The organism is Halomonas sp. RT37 (assembly GCF_040070525.1).
Lineage (GTDB): Bacteria > Pseudomonadota > Gammaproteobacteria > Pseudomonadales > Halomonadaceae > Halomonas > Halomonas litopenaei.
On sequence record NZ_CP098827.1, the window covers coordinates 2,710,066 to 2,725,913 of the forward strand.

The 15,848-nt window shown below is 65.3% G+C and carries 18 protein-coding genes; 5 read left to right on the plus strand and 13 right to left on the minus strand.

The annotated features are described in order from the left end of the window. The first annotated feature begins 69 nt into the window (after window positions 1-69). Both NFG58_RS11610 and NFG58_RS11615 read left to right on the plus strand, forming a co-directional pair. Window positions 70-453, plus strand: coding sequence for a phasin family protein (locus NFG58_RS11610; RefSeq protein WP_045992506.1), 384 nt, complete (start codon window positions 70-72; stop codon window positions 451-453). A gap of 402 nt (window positions 454-855) precedes the next feature. After that, window positions 856-1,455 (plus strand): carboxypeptidase-like regulatory domain-containing protein, encoded by a 600-nt coding sequence (locus NFG58_RS11615; RefSeq protein ID WP_348826549.1) that lies wholly within the window; start codon window positions 856-858, stop codon window positions 1,453-1,455. A gap of 101 nt (window positions 1,456-1,556) precedes the next feature. On the opposite strand, the gene hda is transcribed toward NFG58_RS11615, so the two are convergent. Together hda and NFG58_RS11625 are read right to left on the minus strand one after the other, a co-directional pair. Then, window positions 1,557-2,258: a DnaA regulatory inactivator Hda gene (gene hda, locus NFG58_RS11620; RefSeq protein WP_045992482.1), complete on the minus strand. Its 702-nt coding sequence runs from the start codon at window positions 2,256-2,258 to the stop codon at window positions 1,557-1,559. Then, window positions 2,255-3,349: an AI-2E family transporter gene (locus tag NFG58_RS11625; protein WP_045992483.1), complete on the minus strand. Its 1,095-nt coding sequence runs from the start codon at window positions 3,347-3,349 to the stop codon at window positions 2,255-2,257. Before NFG58_RS11625 ends, hda begins: the two co-directional genes overlap by 4 nt. A gap of 174 nt (window positions 3,350-3,523) precedes the next feature. Here NFG58_RS11625 and purM point away from each other — a divergent pair, with 174 nt between their 5' ends. Together purM and purN are read left to right on the plus strand one after the other, a co-directional pair. After that, the gene (purM, locus tag NFG58_RS11630; RefSeq protein WP_108133088.1) at window positions 3,524-4,597 is read left to right on the plus strand and encodes a phosphoribosylformylglycinamidine cyclo-ligase; all 1,074 of its coding nucleotides are present in this window, start codon (window positions 3,524-3,526) and stop codon (window positions 4,595-4,597) included. Then, entirely contained in the window at window positions 4,594-5,334 is a 741-nt protein-coding gene (gene purN / locus NFG58_RS11635) for a phosphoribosylglycinamide formyltransferase (protein WP_348826550.1), read from the plus strand. Before purM ends, purN begins: the two co-directional genes overlap by 4 nt. 117 nt (window positions 5,335-5,451) lie before the next feature. On the opposite strand, the gene dcd is transcribed toward purN, so the two are convergent. The 5 genes from dcd to NFG58_RS11660 form a co-directional block, all read right to left on the minus strand. Further along, a complete protein-coding gene (gene dcd / locus NFG58_RS11640) occupies window positions 5,452-6,018 on the minus strand; it encodes a dCTP deaminase (protein WP_045992486.1) in 567 nt (188 codons plus the stop codon). Window positions 6,019-6,177: 159 nt separating this feature from the next. After that, the gene (gene apbC, locus NFG58_RS11645; protein ID WP_348828129.1) at window positions 6,178-6,981 is read right to left on the minus strand and encodes an iron-sulfur cluster carrier protein ApbC; all 804 of its coding nucleotides are present in this window, start codon (window positions 6,979-6,981) and stop codon (window positions 6,178-6,180) included. A 177-nt stretch (window positions 6,982-7,158) separates the two neighbouring features. Continuing rightward, complete coding sequence (locus tag NFG58_RS11650) at window positions 7,159-8,790, minus strand: hypothetical protein (protein WP_045992487.1); 1,632 nt, start codon at window positions 8,788-8,790, stop codon at window positions 7,159-7,161. A 248-nt stretch (window positions 8,791-9,038) separates the two neighbouring features. Next, the gene (gene arfB, locus NFG58_RS11655; protein ID WP_045992488.1) at window positions 9,039-9,449 is read right to left on the minus strand and encodes an alternative ribosome rescue aminoacyl-tRNA hydrolase ArfB; all 411 of its coding nucleotides are present in this window, start codon (window positions 9,447-9,449) and stop codon (window positions 9,039-9,041) included. Window positions 9,450-9,614: 165 nt separating this feature from the next. Continuing rightward, on the minus strand, window positions 9,615-10,013 hold the full coding sequence (locus tag NFG58_RS11660; protein ID WP_348826551.1) for a DCC1-like thiol-disulfide oxidoreductase family protein: 399 nt from the start codon (window positions 10,011-10,013) through the stop codon (window positions 9,615-9,617). Between the two features lie 111 nt (window positions 10,014-10,124). Between NFG58_RS11660 and NFG58_RS11665 the strand changes: the two genes are divergently transcribed. Beyond that, on the plus strand, window positions 10,125-11,108 hold the full coding sequence (locus tag NFG58_RS11665; RefSeq protein WP_083970369.1) for a YihY/virulence factor BrkB family protein: 984 nt from the start codon (window positions 10,125-10,127) through the stop codon (window positions 11,106-11,108). Here NFG58_RS11665 and NFG58_RS11670 read toward each other — a convergent pair. The 6 genes from NFG58_RS11670 to ureE form a co-directional block, all read right to left on the minus strand. Next, window positions 11,044-11,265 (minus strand): DUF1049 domain-containing protein, encoded by a 222-nt coding sequence (locus NFG58_RS11670; protein WP_045992490.1) that lies wholly within the window; start codon window positions 11,263-11,265, stop codon window positions 11,044-11,046. The two genes, NFG58_RS11665 and NFG58_RS11670, sit on opposite strands and share 65 nt — an antisense overlap. A 189-nt stretch (window positions 11,266-11,454) precedes the next feature. Then, the gene (locus NFG58_RS11675) at window positions 11,455-12,897 is read right to left on the minus strand and encodes a phospholipase D-like domain-containing protein (RefSeq protein WP_222516526.1); all 1,443 of its coding nucleotides are present in this window, start codon (window positions 12,895-12,897) and stop codon (window positions 11,455-11,457) included. 169 nt (window positions 12,898-13,066) lie between these two features. Then, entirely contained in the window at window positions 13,067-13,681 is a 615-nt protein-coding gene (locus tag NFG58_RS11680) for a HupE/UreJ family protein (RefSeq protein WP_108133082.1), read from the minus strand. Window positions 13,682-13,737: 56 nt separating this feature from the next. Further along, complete coding sequence (ureG, locus tag NFG58_RS11685) at window positions 13,738-14,388, minus strand: urease accessory protein UreG (RefSeq protein ID WP_045992492.1); 651 nt, start codon at window positions 14,386-14,388, stop codon at window positions 13,738-13,740. 101 nt (window positions 14,389-14,489) lie between these two features. Beyond that, entirely contained in the window at window positions 14,490-15,185 is a 696-nt protein-coding gene (locus NFG58_RS11690; protein WP_108448796.1) for an urease accessory protein UreF, read from the minus strand. After that, complete coding sequence (ureE, locus tag NFG58_RS11695; protein WP_222516527.1) at window positions 15,185-15,826, minus strand: urease accessory protein UreE; 642 nt, start codon at window positions 15,824-15,826, stop codon at window positions 15,185-15,187. Before ureE ends, NFG58_RS11690 begins: the two co-directional genes overlap by 1 nt. Between the last annotated feature and the right edge of the window lie 22 nt (window positions 15,827-15,848).

Below are 15,848 nucleotides of genomic sequence, written 5' to 3' on the forward strand. Positions count from 1 at the left end.
CATCGACCACTGGGAATGGTCCCACGGTCATCGCCGACAAGTAGTTCGAAACCCCAGGAGGTTCACATGATGCGCACTATCGATACCAAAGCACTGTTCAACAACGAGCAAGTCGAAAACCTGTTCTTCGGCCCGGCCCGCGCTTACGCCAGCCTGACCGTCGACTTCGCCGAGAAGCTGACCAGCGCCCAGCTGGAAGCCGCCAAGGCCTACACCGAGACCGGTCTGGCCCAGGCTCGCGCCTTCACTTCCGTCAAGGACGTCGAAGGTCTGCGCTCCTACATGGAAGGCCAGCAGAAGGTCGCCAAGGACCTGACCGAGCGCCTGAAAGGCGACGCCGAGAAGGTCGTGGCCCTGCAGCAGGACTTCGTCTCCAAGAGCCAGAAGCTGGCCGAAGAGAACGTCAAGCAGGCTACCGACACCGCCACCAAGGCTACCGCCAACGCCAAGTAATCTGGCTACGGCAGACGCCTGAACGACTCAGGTCGTTCACCAAGCGGCCCCCGATTTCAATCGGGGGCCGTTTTGCGTCTGCAGCCAGCGTCAATCAAGGCGCTGCCTTGTGACACCGCCACCAAGGCTAGCGCCAACGCCAAGTAAACATGGCTGTCTCGGGCAGACGCCTCGACGACTCAGGTCGTTCACCAAGCGGCCCCCGATTTCGATCGGGGGCCGTTTTGCGTCTGCAGCCAGCGTCAAGGCGCTGCCTTGTGACACCGCCTCCAATAAGTGACATTCGCAAGGCGGCAGACGCCTGTCCGGCCACGCACACGCCACGCGTGGCAATTCCGACGCCGATTCCATAAGCTGACAGCACACAGGGCCCAACGACATTCGTTGCAAGGAGACCGCGCCATGAAGGCACCCTACCCGCTGTTGTCACGCCGATTCCCCCTGGCGGTAATCGCCATCCTCGCCTTGCTGATCACCGGCTGTCAGAGCGTCAGCACCACCGGCACGTCCCGCGCCCCGGAGGTCATCGATATCGGCGAACCCGACACCCCGATCGAACAGCCGGGCCCGAGAGACGACCAGCCCACCGCCGATCAAGCCAGGGTCCCCAGGGAGATCCCCTTCCCCGCCGACGTCTACGCCCAGCTGCCGAAGAGCGGCAGCGCCGTGCTGTCCGGCAGACTCACCCTGAACACCCCCGCAGGCCCGGTCATCGGCGGTGGCGAGACGGTATCGGTCGCACCGATCACCAAGTACTCCGCCGAGGCGGCGGCCCAGGCGCTGGCCGGCCGGGCGGTGGAACGCGCCGACCCACGGGCCCGCGAATACACCCACACCACCCGCACCGACACCAACGGCTACTTTCAGCTACGCGACCTGCCCCCCGGCGACTTCTACGTTTCGGGCACGGTGGTCGATCCGGCCAGTGGCAGCCGCCAGATCGTGATCAAGGAAGTCACGCTAAGAAATGGTGGCCACAGCGAGATTCAGCTCAGCCGCTGATACCGCGTACCGATTCGACCTGGCCCTGACAGCAGGACGGCGACCCATTGCGGGTCGCCGTCTTGCTTTCCTGGAGAGCTTTCCTGGAGATGCCCAGACCGCTACCAGTCCAGTGCCTTCTTGACGAAGGGGATGGTCAACTTGCGCTGCGCCGACAGCGAGGCGTTGTCCAGCACCTCGAGCGAGCGAAACAGCTCACTGAGCTCGCGTGCACCACGATGCAGGATGTAGCGTGCCACCTCGTCGGGCAACTCCATGCCACGCAGGTGGGCACGCAGCTTCAACGCTTGCATGCGGTCCTCGTCGGACAGCTGCCTGAGGTGGAAGGTCATGCCCCAGGTCAGCCGTGACGCCAGGTCCGCCAGCTTGATATCGAGCTGCCGGGGCGGGCGATCCGCGGCGATCAACAATCGCTTGCCGCTGTCTCGCAGCCGGTTGAAGGCATGGAACAGCGCCTCCTCCCAGCGCTTGCGCCCCACCACTCGATCCAGATCATCGATGGCCACCAGGTCGAGACGCTCCACATCCTCGAGCATCAACGGCGGGAAGTGGCCCAGCTCCTCCAGTGGTAGATAGAGGGTTCGCAGGTCCCGCGCGGAGGCCTGGTGGCAGGCCGCCTGCAACAGGTGGCTACGACCGACGCCGTCGCCCCCCCACAGGTACAGAAAGGGCTCGCCGTTGTCATCGAACTGATGGCTCAGGCACTCCACCAGGGTGGCGTTGGCTCCCGGATGGTAGTTGTCGAAGGTCGCGTCGTCGCGCAGTCCGACGCCCAGAGGCAACTGCGCGGGGGCTCGACTCATGAGGACTCCTCGTTGGCGGCGGAGGGCTCCTTGTCGGATTCATGCTCCGCGTCATAGAGCGACGAATTCTTATACGTATCATGCAGGTAGCGCAAGATGACCATCACCATGGCCGCCACCGGCAGCGCCAGCAGCACACCGGTGAAGCCGAACAGCTGGCCGCCGGCCAGCACCGCAAAGATGACCGCGACAGGATGCAGGCCAATCTTGTCCCCCAGCAGCTTCGGCTGCAGCAGGGTGCTTTCCACCAGTTGCCCGAAGCCGAACACCAGCCCCACGCCCAGCAGTACCAGCCAGTCGCCGAACTGGAAGAAGGCCACCACACCGGCCACCGAGATCCCCACGATCACGCCCAGATAGGGCACGATGCTGGCAAGCCCTGAGAGCAGCCCGATCAGCAGGCCAAAGCGAACACCCAGCAGCGTCAGTCCGATGGCATAGATGACGCCGAGACACAGCATCACGATCAACTGGCCACGCAGGAAGGCCGCCAGCACCTCGTCGCACTCCTTGGCCAGCCGAACGGCCGTCGGCTCCCACTGACGCGGCAGCAGCCGCCTGACCTTGCCCACCAGCACGTCCCAGTCCAGCAGCAGGTAGAAGGTCACCACCGGAATCAACGCCAGATTGGCCAGCCAGCCGACCAGCGCCATACCCGACCGCGACACCTGGGCCAGTACGCTGGCGGCGACGGTACCGGTTTCTTTCCAGTTTTCCAGTACTGCCTTGCGCAGTGCATCGAAGTCGGTGCTGAGATCGAGCCCGGTCAACGACTGCAGCTCCGGCAACACCGTGCTCTGAATCCAGCTCAGTACCGCCGGCAGCGCTTCCACCAGCTGCCCGATCTGCTGTCCCAGCAGCGGCACCAGCAGCAGCAGCGTCAGCCCTACCAGCAGCGTCAACAGCACAAACACGACGCAGACCGCCCATTGACGCGACAGCCCGCGCTCCTCCAGGCGATCGGCGATAGGGTCACCCAGGTACGCCAGCACCATGCTGACGAAGAAGGGCGCCAACACCGGTTCGATGCTGACGAAGAACCACAGCACAACAGCCGCCACCGCGGCGACAATCCACCACTGCTTGCTCATTCGCTTTTCCCCGAAAGAAACCACCATTCCCTGTGATGCCCGACCGATAGTGTGCCATGGCTGCGATGGCCGAAGCACAGTGCTACAATCTCCGCCCCCAACGTGCCCATTGTCTCACGTTCGTCCGCTGGTGCGCACCACGCCCGCGGGTCGACCGACTCCACAGGATCTGTCATGACCGACTCCTCCTCCTCCCCCGAAAGGGCTTCGCTCAGCTACAAGGACGCCGGTGTCGATATCGACGCCGGCAACGCCCTGGTCGATCGCATCAAGGGCGTCGCCAAACGCACCACCCGCCCCGAGGTAATGGGCGGGCTGGGAGGCTTCGGCGCGCTGTGCCAGCTGCCCAGCGGCTACCGTGAGCCGGTGCTGGTCTCCGGCACCGACGGGGTCGGCACCAAGCTGCGCCTGGCCATGGACCTGGGTCGCCATGACACCATCGGCATCGATCTGGTTGCGATGTGTGTCAACGACCTGGTGGTCGCCGGCGCCGAGCCGCTGCTGTTCCTCGACTACTATGCCACCGGCAAGCTGGACGTCGATATCGCCGCCGACGTGGTCAGCGGCATCGGCGAAGGCTGCGAACGTGCCGGCTGTGCTCTGGTCGGTGGCGAAACCGCCGAGATGCCCGGCATGTACGAAGGTAGCGACTACGATCTGGCCGGCTTCTGTGTCGGCGTGGTGGAGAAGGACGAGATCCTCGACGGCACCAAGGTCGCCGCCGGTGACGTACTGCTGGGCCTGAGCTCATCCGGCCCTCACTCCAATGGCTACTCGCTGATCCGCAAGATCCTCGAGGTGGCTGACGCCGACCTGTCCACCGACATCGACGGCCAATCACTGGGCGACGCCCTGATGGCGCCGACACGCATCTACGTCAAGCCGCTGCTGGAACTGCTGCGCCACGACGACTATCAGGTCCACGCCCTGTCCCACATCACCGGTGGTGGCCTGCTCGAGAACCTGCCCCGGGTACTTCCCGAGGACCTCACCGCCCACGTCGATACCAGCCTGTGGCAGCGCCCTGCGGTGTTCGACTGGCTCAAGCAGCAGGGCAACGTGGACGAACATGAGATGCACCGCGTGCTCAACTGCGGCATCGGCATGGTGCTGGTGGTACCTGAAGATCAGGCCGACCAGATCCGCGCTCACCTGCAGGCCCAGGGCGAAGGCGTCCATCGCATTGGCCACATCGCCGCGCGCCAGGGCGACGAGGAGCAGGTGCAACTGGAGATGCCGGCGTCATGAGCGAGGGCGTGAACGAGGGCGAGCTCAACGGCTTCACCCCGGAAGAGGCCACCCAGCCACGGGTGGTAGTGCTGATCTCGGGGGGTGGCACCAACCTGCAGGCCCTGATCGACGCCCAGAGCCACGACGAACTGGGTGGCGAGATCGTGGCCGTGGTGTCCAATGTCGCTGACGCCTACGGTCTGAAGCGGGCGCGTGATGCCGGCATCAACGCGGTGGCCCTGCCCCACCGCGAGTACGACAGCCGCGAGGCCTTCGACGGCGCCCTGATCAAGGTGATCGAGCGCCACGAGCCTGACCTGGTGGTGCTGGCCGGCTTCATGCGCATCCTGACGCCACGTTTCGTCCAGCGCTTCATGGGGCGGATGATCAACATCCATCCGTCGCTGTTGCCGGCCTATCAGGGCCTGCACACCCACGCCAGGGCACTGGCCGACGGCATCGACGAGCACGGCTGCAGCGTACACTTCGTCACCGAGGAACTCGATGGCGGGCCGGTGGCGATCCAGGCCGTGGTCAAGGTTAACAAGGATGACACCGAAGAGACCCTCAAGGAGCGAGTGCTGAGTCGTGAGCACCTGATCTTCCCGATCGCGGTACGCTGGTTCCTCGAGGGGCGTCTGCGCCTGCAGGGCGACATCGCGACCATCGACGGCCATCCGCTGCCGCCGGGCGGCATGCGACTGTCCCACGAGGACGCCGCCGAGGAACTCGACGAGGACGACGAGTCCCGTTGAAACCTGGCCGCGCTGTCGACTGAAACAACAAGGCCCGCCGAGCGATCGGCGGGCCTTGTTGTCTGTGGGCCTTGCATGCAGCAGTCGCGTGAGCGGTAAGCCCTCGCCTCTTCGCACTCAGGTGCGCGGCAGAGTCACTCCACGCTGGCCCATGTACTTGCCGCCACGATCGGCGTAGGAAGTGTCACAGATCTCGTCAGATTCCAGAAACAGCATCTGTGCCACGCCCTCGTTGGCGTAGATCTTGGCCGGCAGATTGGTGGTGTTGGAAAACTCGAGGGTCACGTGACCTTCCCACTCCGGCTCCAGCGGCGTCACGTTGACGATGATGCCGCAACGCGCATAGGTGGACTTGCCCAGGCAAATGGTCAGCACGCTGCGCGGGATGCGAAAGTACTCGACGGTCCGCGCCAGCGCGAAGGAGTTGGGCGGAATCACGCAGACATCGCCCTTGATGTCGACAAAACTCTTCTCGTCGAAGGCCTTGGGATCGACCACCGCCGAGTGAATGTTGGTGAACACCTTGAACTCGTCGGCGCAGCGTACGTCATAGCCGTAGCTCGAGGTCCCATAGGAGATGACCCGCCGGTCGTTGACGTAGCGAACCTGATCGGCCTCGAAGGGCTCGATCATGCCCTCGTTCTCGGCCATGCGGCGGATCCATTTGTCGGACTTGATGCTCATGGGACTTCCTGCTGGGTGCTCGAAGAGTGGACGCGTTCGGTGGGGCCACATGATAGCGGCCCCTCGCTGCCACGTCACGATGCAAAGGTGATAGGCGCCTGACAGGCGCTTGATGAGGATCAGCCGGCGACGCCGCCAAGCGTCATCCTCCGCCGGCCCTTACTCGCTGAAGCTGATGCTCGGCCCCTGGTCGCCACCGTCACCGTCGATCTGCTCGGCCACCTGACGCGCCATGGTGCGGAAGGTCATCGCCACTTCGCCGTCGGGCTCGGCGACCACGCTGGGACGTCCACCGTCCACCTGCTCACGAATGCCCATCGACAGCGGCAGGCGCCCCAGCACCCGGGTATCGTACTCCGCAGCGATGCGCTCACCGCCCCCCTCGCCGAAGACCGGCTCACTGTGGCCGCACTTCGAACAGGTATGCAGACTCATGTTCTCGACCACGCCCAGCACCGGGACCTTGACCTTGCGGAACATCTCGATGCCCTTGCGCGCGTCCAGCAAGGCGATGTCCTGGGGCGTGGTGACGATCACCGCGCCGTCCACCGGTACCTTCTGGGCCAGGGTGAGCTGGATGTCACCGGTGCCCGGCGGCATGTCCACGAACAGATAGTCCAGGTCGCTCCAGCGTGTCTGGTTGAGCATCTGCTGGAAGGCCCCCGCCACCATCGGGCCACGCCACACCATGGGCTCGCGAACGTCGACCATGAACGCCATGGACATGGCCTGGAGGCCGTGGGCCTCCAGCGGCAGGAACTGGTTCTCGCCGCTCGCCTGGGGGCGCACGCCTTCGCCGACTCCCAGCATCTGCGCCTGGCTGGGCCCGTAGATATCGGCGTCGAGAACGCCGACGCGATAGCCTTCGGCGGCCATGGCCAGCGCCAGATTCACGGTCACCGTCGACTTGCCGACACCACCCTTGCCCGATGCCACGGCAACGATATGCTTGACCCCTTCGATCACGTCTCGCTCCTGTTTCCAGATGGGCGCGGTTAATCCGCCGGGCCAGTATAGGGCCCAGGCGGCGCGAGGTTAAGCGAAGCGGGACCGCCAAACGCAGCGGCGGGCCCGAAGGCCCGCCGCTGTTGCTTCCCGCAACCTTGCCGACGTCACCGCCGGCAACCGTCTCGCTGACGCTCAGTTGGTGCTTTCGGTGCTGGCGTCGTCGGTGACCGAGGCTGCCGCATCGCGCACCTTCTCGGCAGCCTGACGGGCCACGTCCTTGACCGTCTCGACGGCCTCGGCGGCACCGGAGGCTACCTCATCGGTCCACTGGGTAGACGACTCCTCGCCCTCGGCGGCCGCATCGGCGGAGCCCTCTTCGCTGGCCGCATCCGCCTGGGAAGCGTCGGCGGAGGAACCTTCCCCGCTCTGGGAGGCGTCGGCAGAAGCCTGATCACCCTCGCTGCCACCCGGGGTCTTCTCCATGGACTCGGACGAGGCCACGTCCTCGTCCTCGGCGGCGCTCTCGTTGGAGCCCTGCTCGCTGGCCGAGGCCGCGCTGTTGCCCGAGGACTGAGAAGAGTCCTGCTCCTGCGACGACTGTTCCTCTGCCGCCGACCGCTTCGCCGATTGAACGGCGATATCGGCCTGGCTCATGCCATCACTGCTCTGGTCGCCGCTGTTTTCGCCGCCACCACTCTGGTCGCCATTGCTCTGGTCGCCCCCCCCGGAGCTGATGACCTCGACGGAGCCGCTGCTGCTTTCGCCCTGGGACGAGGCCTGCTCATCGGCACTACCCTCGCTGTCGCTGCCTTGACCGGAGGATGCGCCATCGGAGAGCTCGGCGGTGGCACGATCGAGGTTCTCGAGCTCGATGCGCCAGGTGTCGAGTTGATTGTTGAGACGAGCCAGACGCTGGCGACGCTCGTCGGCGCGGGCCTCGAGTTCATCGATCCTGGCCTGCAGCTCATCGCGGCGGGCGACCGCTTCCTCGGCACGGGACTCGGCCTGGCGAACACGCGCCTCGGCCTGCTCGCGTTGCTCGGCGGTGCTGGCCAGCGTCTGCTCGAGGCGGGCCTGGGCCTGCTCGGCCTGCTTCTGCGCCTCCTGCTGCTGGCTCTCGAGGCTCGCCACTTCTTCCTCGAGTGAACCGACGGCGCTCTGCTTCTCTTCGATGGAGCTTTCCAGATCACTCAGGCGCTTCTCGGCGTCATCGACCTCACCGGTCAAGGACTCAGCCTCGGACTTGAGCGAATCACGACGCTCCACCAGCTGCTGCTGTTCGTTCTGCGCCTCTTCCAGACGATTGCGCGCCGCCACCAGGTCGGACTGCAAGGATGCCTGGGTGGATTCGAGTTCCTTCAGATCGGCCTGTACCTGGGCGGCCTGCTCTTCGGCTGCCGCCTGGGCGGTACGCGCTTCGGCCTCCTCGGCCTTCAGGGTTTCGAGCTGGGCACGCATTTCCTCAAGCGAGGTCTCGGCCTCTTCCCACTGGGATACCTGGCTCTCGAGCTCGGCACGCTGGGCTTCCAGGGTCGCCTGGCTCTCTTCCAGCCCGGACACCTGCTCGCGCAGGGTCTCGACGCGTGATTCGCTGGCATCGAGTTCCTTGGTCAGGGCAGTGCGTGCCTCGCCGTTGGAACTGGCGCTGAGCTGGGCACCGATGGCCCAGATCAGGCTGACGCCGGCCACCGCCGCCAGGCCCTTGACGCGGTTGTCCTTGAACAGCTCCTTGGCATCCTTGCCGGAGGCTGAAGACTGGGTCGCCTCGGAGGTGTTGCCATCCTTCTCGGTGTTGTTGTCCTTGTCGGGATTGATCTCTTCCATTCGGGGGTCTCCCTTGGGGTGGGACGGGTCCTGAGGTTCGAGGACCAAAGTGATCACAGCATACTGCCTGACTGCGGGCGCGTCAGGGGTGTGCTCCATCAAAAATACGCGCTAGCGAGCATTAGAAAATTGCCGTGTACCCTATCCGAGCATGTTTTCCGCAGAGCGTCGAGCCCCATGACCGAAGCGCAGGAGTCTGCGGAAAGCCGCCCTCACAAGCGTTCACGATGCAGCACCTGTTCGACGCACTACGTCTCCGGCTTGCCGCGTAGCGACTTGAGCTTGCCCCGCTGCTTCTTGCCTTCGAGGCGACGCCGCTTGGCCGCCTTGCTGGGCCGGGTGGCGCGACGCGCCTTGGGAATCACCAGTCCCTGCTGCAACAGCGATTTCAGCCTCGCCAGTGCCGCTGCGCGGTTGGCCTCCTGGGTGCGTTCCGACTGGGCCTTGATGATCACCACTCCGTCCTGGGTGATGCGATGATCATTGAGCGCCAAAAGGCGCTCCTTGACGTCGTCAGGCAACGACGATGCCTGAATATCGAAGCGCAGATGAATCGCCGAGGCGACCTTGTTGACGTTCTGGCCGCCGGCTCCCTGGGCACGAATCGCACTCATGGCGATCTCGCTATGAGGGACCGACAGACGTCGACTTAGTTGCATCTTGCCTCCCTCCTGGTGGCTTGATAAATGACGGTAGATGAACGGCGTTGGTGACCAGTACCGCTGGTCGGCGCCGATGCCCGGCGCTGATGCCCGTTGCCGATGCTCAATGTTGATGATCAACGCCAGGCCGTCGGCGGCCCCATCCGGTGGGAGCGACACACTTCAAGGCCTGATCGGACCGACGCCGAGCCCCTTGAGCATGACACGACGAACGGCCTTGAGCAGCGGATAGCTGAGGCGTGCTCGCCGTCTCGACGACAGCCACCACAGCATCCCACGCGACAGCGGACCTCGACCTCGCCCGGCCAGTGCCGCCATACGTACCGCCTGATCACCGTGGTAGCGCTCGTCGCCGAGCTCCAGCACCATACCCTCGTCCAGGCGACAGCCCAGACGCTCCAGACGCCGGACCTCTTCGGGGTGATGGCGCGCATCAACGAGATCCAGCCGTCCCTTGGACAGTCCGTAGCGCGACACGAAGCTCCGACACAATGGACACTGTCCATCGTAGATCAGCCTGGCGTCGGATTCGGTGCGGGATTCCTGGTCTGCAGATGCCACTCGTTCCTCCCGGCGTACACCCGCCCTTTGACCATCTGGTTGGGCAAGGGTTTGACGCTGACACTGACTCCCAGCGTATCATGCCCTATCCCTCAAGGACGATTCGGGCCCATGACAGCACCGCGCTGGTACCAACACGCCGTCTTTACTCTGCTGCCACGGCTCGCCTTCTTCATGTGGCGGGTGCTGACCCACTTTCTGCATAATCGGGGAATGCTGCTGGCGGGCGGGGTCGGCTTCAATATTCTGCTGTCCACCATTCCGCTGTTCGCACTGATGGTGGTGGCGATGGCTCAGGTCGTGGACGAGCAGCAGCTGCTCAATGTGATCGCCATGCAGGCACGCCACATCGCTCCTACCCACGCCGAAGTGATGCTGGAGTCGGTGCGCGCACTGCTGGACTCCCGCGACGCGATCGGCATCTACGGCATCCCGGTGCTGCTGATCTTCAGCTCCTTCGCCTTTCGCATGCTGGAAGACGCCCTGGCGCTGATCTTCAGAAAGCCCGACGTCAAGGACACCCGCAGCCTCTGGGTGTCCTTCCTGTTGCCCTACGCCTTCATGCTGGTACTGAGTGCGGCGCTGCTGGCGCTGGCCATGGCGGTCAGCCTGGCCAGCACCCTCAATGGACTGTGGATGGCGCTATACGGCCGTGAGCTGCCCATGGCCTCGTTGTCGGAGCCGGCCCTCAACCTGACCAGCTTCGTCGGCGTCTTCCTGCTGTTCAGCGCCATCTACAAGGTCCTGCCGGTGGTACGCATTTCCCTGAGGCGCGCCCTGGCCGGGGGCTTTGCCGCCGCCCTGATGTGGGAAGGGGTCAGGATCGCCCTGGTCTACTACTTCGCCAACCTGTCACTGGTAAGCGCGGTCTACGGCCCCCTGGCGACCCTGATCGTGGTGCTGCTGAGCCTCGAGATCGGCGCCGTGATCCTGCTGCTGGGCGCCCAGGTCATCGCAGAGCTCGAGCACAACTGCCGCCTCGGCCTGCCCTGGCACCAGGACCCTCGCAAGCGCTCGCGGGTCGATGCCCTCAGCGGCGCTGCGGCTCCTTGCCCTGCAGGCGACGAATCAGCCCCATCAGGCCGCGACCGCTGATCATGCCCAGCAGGTAGATCACCACCACCAGCAGGGCCATCGGCATGGCAATGGTCCAGCCGAGCAGTTTCACCTGCACCATCTCGATGTTCTGCACCACCAGGATGGCGATCAGCGCCAGAATCACGACCTTTACCACCAACCAGAACTTTTCCATCGAAGACTCTCCTTGTGCCCGACACGGGCGTTGCGATGTCGCCACGCCGAGCTCGAAATTGTGTCAAATCGAGCGTCGGCCAGCGTGTGAAACATGGTCGCGGGGTGGCGGACTGTCAAGCTGGCCGGTCGAGGCATATCCTGCTCCCGCGTCGGTATCTCCACCGTCCTGCACAGCCCACCAGCGAGGTCAGAAGGTGGACAGGCCGCTGGCCTCCATCAATCGATAGCGCCAGCCATCGAACCAGCCAGCCTCGTCCCGCGGCGCCCAGGCTCGGCTGGTTCGACGTCCGTCGCTCGAGTCCCAGCGCTGGTCGAACCAGGCGCCGATTTCGTCGATGGCGGCGACCCCTCGCCCTTTTAGCAAGACGCTGCTTTCAAGATTGAAATCGTCGAGATTGCGTCGGGTCAGGTTGGCCGAGCCCAGAATCACGGCGTCTGCCAGCTCGTCCTGCGCCGGACCCCTTCTCACCAGCACCACCTTGCTGTGGCACTGCTCACCGTCGGTGACACACCAGCGCACCTGAACGCCCGCGTCCAACAGCTCTTCGGCCACCGGCTGGTTGGGCAGGCCTCCCTTTTCGAAACCGAAGGCCTCACGATTGGGGTCAAGCAGCACCCGAACCGCCACTCCTCGCTCGCTGGCCTCCTTCAGCGCCTGGACCACCCCGCGGTGGGCGACGTAGAAAGCGGCGACATCCAGCCGATCGCCAGCGACGGTGTCATCGACCTGAGCGTGCACAGCGTCACGGATGGCGGCTTCGGTCAGCAGTTGCGCCATCGCGCTATCCGATGGCTCGGCCTCGGGCGCTGGCGACTGCGATACCTCGACGCCGGACCAGGACGCCACCTCGGCCTCGGAGGCGATGACGTCACGGGCCACCGGCCCATCGATCCTCAGCGCCACGTTGGAGTGCAGGCTGCTGCCGTCGTGAGGATTGGCCGAGGTGATCAGTGTCGACCACCCTTCGGCGTGATCCACCGTCAGCGTCTTGCGATGATTGGCGCGAAAATTGAGCAGCGCCAGGTAGCTTCTCAGGGTCACCGGCTCGCCACCGAAGGCATTGGGCAGCCAGCCCCCGTCCGGGTCGTTGCCAAGCCGATCCAGTCCCAGATGCCAAAGGCCTGACCACAGCGGGTTGGAGGCGCGCAGGCGATCGAGACGGGTGATGGCAAGCTCGACCCCCGCCGCCTCGAGGCGCTGATAGAGCGGCACCCGCTGGCCTCCATAGAGAGTATTTAGGGGGTCGGTGATCACTACCACTCGCGGCGCCGGTTGGCGCTGGCGGGCGGCGATCAGCGCATCGGCAAGGCGTTCGGCCAGGGGCAGAAAGTCGCCCCCGCCACTGCCCTCGAGGCGATTGAACAGGAACATGTCGACGACGATCAGCCGGCGGGCACCCTCGATCATCGCCACCGCTTCGTCAAAGATGTGCTGATCAAGATGACGGCGGCCACCCTCGTCATACCAGGTTCGATCGGCGAGAAATTCGACCTCGCCCACTGGCCGCTCGGGCCAGGCCTTGCCGACGTTTTCCGGTAGTGGCTTGATACTCTGCCACAGCCCCATCCCCGCCCAGGCGACCAGCAGTACTGCCCCGCTCCATTTGATCGTGCGTCCCAGCCTGGCCATAGCGTCCTCTTGGCGAATTCATCCGTGGCGCACGAGCATAGCCCAAAACGTTTCACCCACACACGTACCCGTCTCCGCCGTCGCAGGCGGGACGATGCAGCAGCCTCAAACGCTCGCGCCCGGCACAGGGCCGGGCGCGAGAGACCATCGACGGTCAGTGGGAGATCGCTCAGCTCAGCGCCAGCACCCCACCGCAGACCGCGATGGCGGCGCCGAGGGCACGCACCAGGCGCTGTTCACGGCTGGCCAGCCAGCCACCCAGCACCCGCGCCAGCATGGTGATGGCAAGCGTCGAGGCCGAAAAGCCCACCACGTAGGCGACGAGTGAGGCGGCTGCGGGCATCTCGGCGCCGTGGGCGATGCCATGCATCGTCATCAGGGCGATCACCAGGCCTCCGCCAAGCGCTGCCGGCAGACGCATCAGCGCCGCCACCATGACCCCGGCGATCAGCACCGACAGGGCAATTCCCCCTTCCACACCGGGCAAGGCGCCGGCGGGAAGCGCGCCGGACAGCGCCAGACCAGCCCCGGCCAGCATGCCAGCCAGTGCCATCAGCGGGGTAAAGCGTCGCATGGCTGCCCCCTGCCCCAGACTCCACAGGCCAATAGCCGCCATCGCCAGCAGGTGATCGAGCCCCAACCAGGGATGCATCAGGCCGGCGGCAAGGCCGCCATGCTCGACGCCGTGGCCGGGGTGCGCCAGCGCCAGCGGTGCGACAAGGCCAGCGGCCATGGCGCCGGCGATCGCCAGGGAACGGGAAGAAACACGAGAACGCTGTGTCATGACAGACTCCTTGTTGACTGAGAACGCAACGCTTCGGCTGCGTGGTAACGGGCGATTCAGGCTTCCACTGCCTCGGCTCGCCGGTCGGGCAACATGCCCCGCTCGAGAATGAAACCGATGATGGTGTCGAGACCGACGCCGTCATACAGATTGGTGAAGACGAAAGGACGTTCGCCACGCATCTTGCGCGAGTCACGGTCCATCACCTCCAGCGAAGCATGCACCTGCTCGGCAATGTCGATCTTGTTGATGATCAACAGATCCGACTTGGTGATGCCCGGCCCGCCCTTGCGCGGGATCTTGTCACCCGCGGAGACGTCGATGACGTAGAGCGTCAGGTCCGACAGCTCAGGACTGAAGGTGGCCGACAGGTTGTCGCCGCCGGACTCCACCAGCACCAGTTCGAGCCCAGGATGGCGGCGGTGCAGCTCGTCGATGGCCGCCAGGTTCATCGAGGCGTCCTCGCGGATCGCGGTGTGCGGACAGCCGCCGGTTTCGACGCCGAGGATGCGATCCGGCGACAGCGCCTCGTTGCGGGTCAGGAAGTCGGCGTCTTCCTTGGTGTAGATGTCGTTGGTCACCACGGCGATATCGTAGTGATCACGCAGGGCCCGACACAGCTGCTTGAGCAGCGCCGTCTTGCCCGAGCCCACCGGGCCGCCCACGCCGACGCGCAGGCACTGGGAGGGAGTGGTTGAAGTGGTCATGGTGTTCTCCTGCCTGTCATGTAAGGCCATTCCCCGACGTGTCGAAGACCGGAGAATGGCGCCGTCGACACCCCGGTATCGATGGCATCGTTGTCACTCGCTCAGCTGCGAAACAGCCGCGAGTACTGGGTTTCGTGCAGGCCGCTGGCCAGGGCGAGCCCCGGCAGCGCCGGCCCCATGTCGTCATCGTCGATGATCAGGGCACGCCCCACCGCCTCGACCAGCGCCGGACGCAGCCGCTCGACCAGTCGCTGGGCCGCGGTATGCCCGAGCGGCAGCGCCTTGCAGGCTGCCGCCAGCTGGTTCTCGAGCCAGGCCCAGGCAAAGCCCAGCATGGCCTGGCGCGGCGGCAACCCGCGGGCTACCGCCAGGGCGCTGAAGGCGGTCACATAGCCAGGCTCGTCAGGCAACCCGGCTTCGGGCGCCAGCCCCAGGCTGCGCATCAGGCGCACCAGCGACGCGCCCAGCTGGCGATCCTCCTCGCGCAGCTCTCGGGTCTCGCGTACCGCCCCCAGCCAGCAGTCCCAATGCGCCACCCTATCCTCGTCGCCCTGCTGCCAGGCCTCGACGAGTCGCGCCAGGGCAGGCAGTTCCGCCACCGCCAGGCCATCCTCCAGCACGCCCTCGAGCCAGTCGCCAAGACTCTTTTCATCGTGAACCCAGCCCAGTTCGAAGGCGCTCTCGAGCCCCTGGGACCAGGCGAAGGCGCCGATCGGCAACGCCGGGCTGACCAGCTGCAGCAGCCCCAGCAGGGCCAGATCATCGTGCGCCTGTGACGCAGACTCGATCCCGGCCATCAGGTGATCCCCTGAGCGTGGCTGTGTGAGGAGCCATGTGAGGAGCCATGTGAAGAGCCATGTGGCGAGCCGTGTGAATGGCCATGCCCGTGCGAATGCCCGTGCCCATGGTCATGGTCATGAGAATCGCTGTGCGAATGACCATGCGAATGCCCACCCATGGTGTAGGCGCCCGGCTCGGGATCAAACGGCGCCTGGTGGTGCTCGAGCCGCGCACCAAGCCGCTCGGCCAGCTCTTCCAGCACATGGTCCGGCGCAAAGCGCACGTAGCAGCAGGCGTCACCCTGGTACTCGCCCTCGCCGATACCGAGGGTCACGTGGCGGTTGCCCAGGTGGTAGCACAACCGAGCCAACGCAAGGCCGGCGTCCGGCCCCGGCGCTACCCAGGCGGTAACCACCGGTTCCGGCGCAGCGATGACCCGGACGCGGCTGCCGTCCTCGGCCTGAAGACCGTCGCCGTGGCGCAGCACCGGACCGCGTTCGAGAAACAGACCCGCCGCACGCCCGCTGTCCAGGGTCACCCGCAGGCGCCCCTTGATGCGATCGTCGTAGCTCAGGGTCAGGGTGTCCTGGACGCCGTCTTGCCCATCGCCGACGGGCAACGGCCCGAGCCGGCGGGTCAGCGACAATAGCGAACTCATGGATGACTCCTTGGTACTGTCA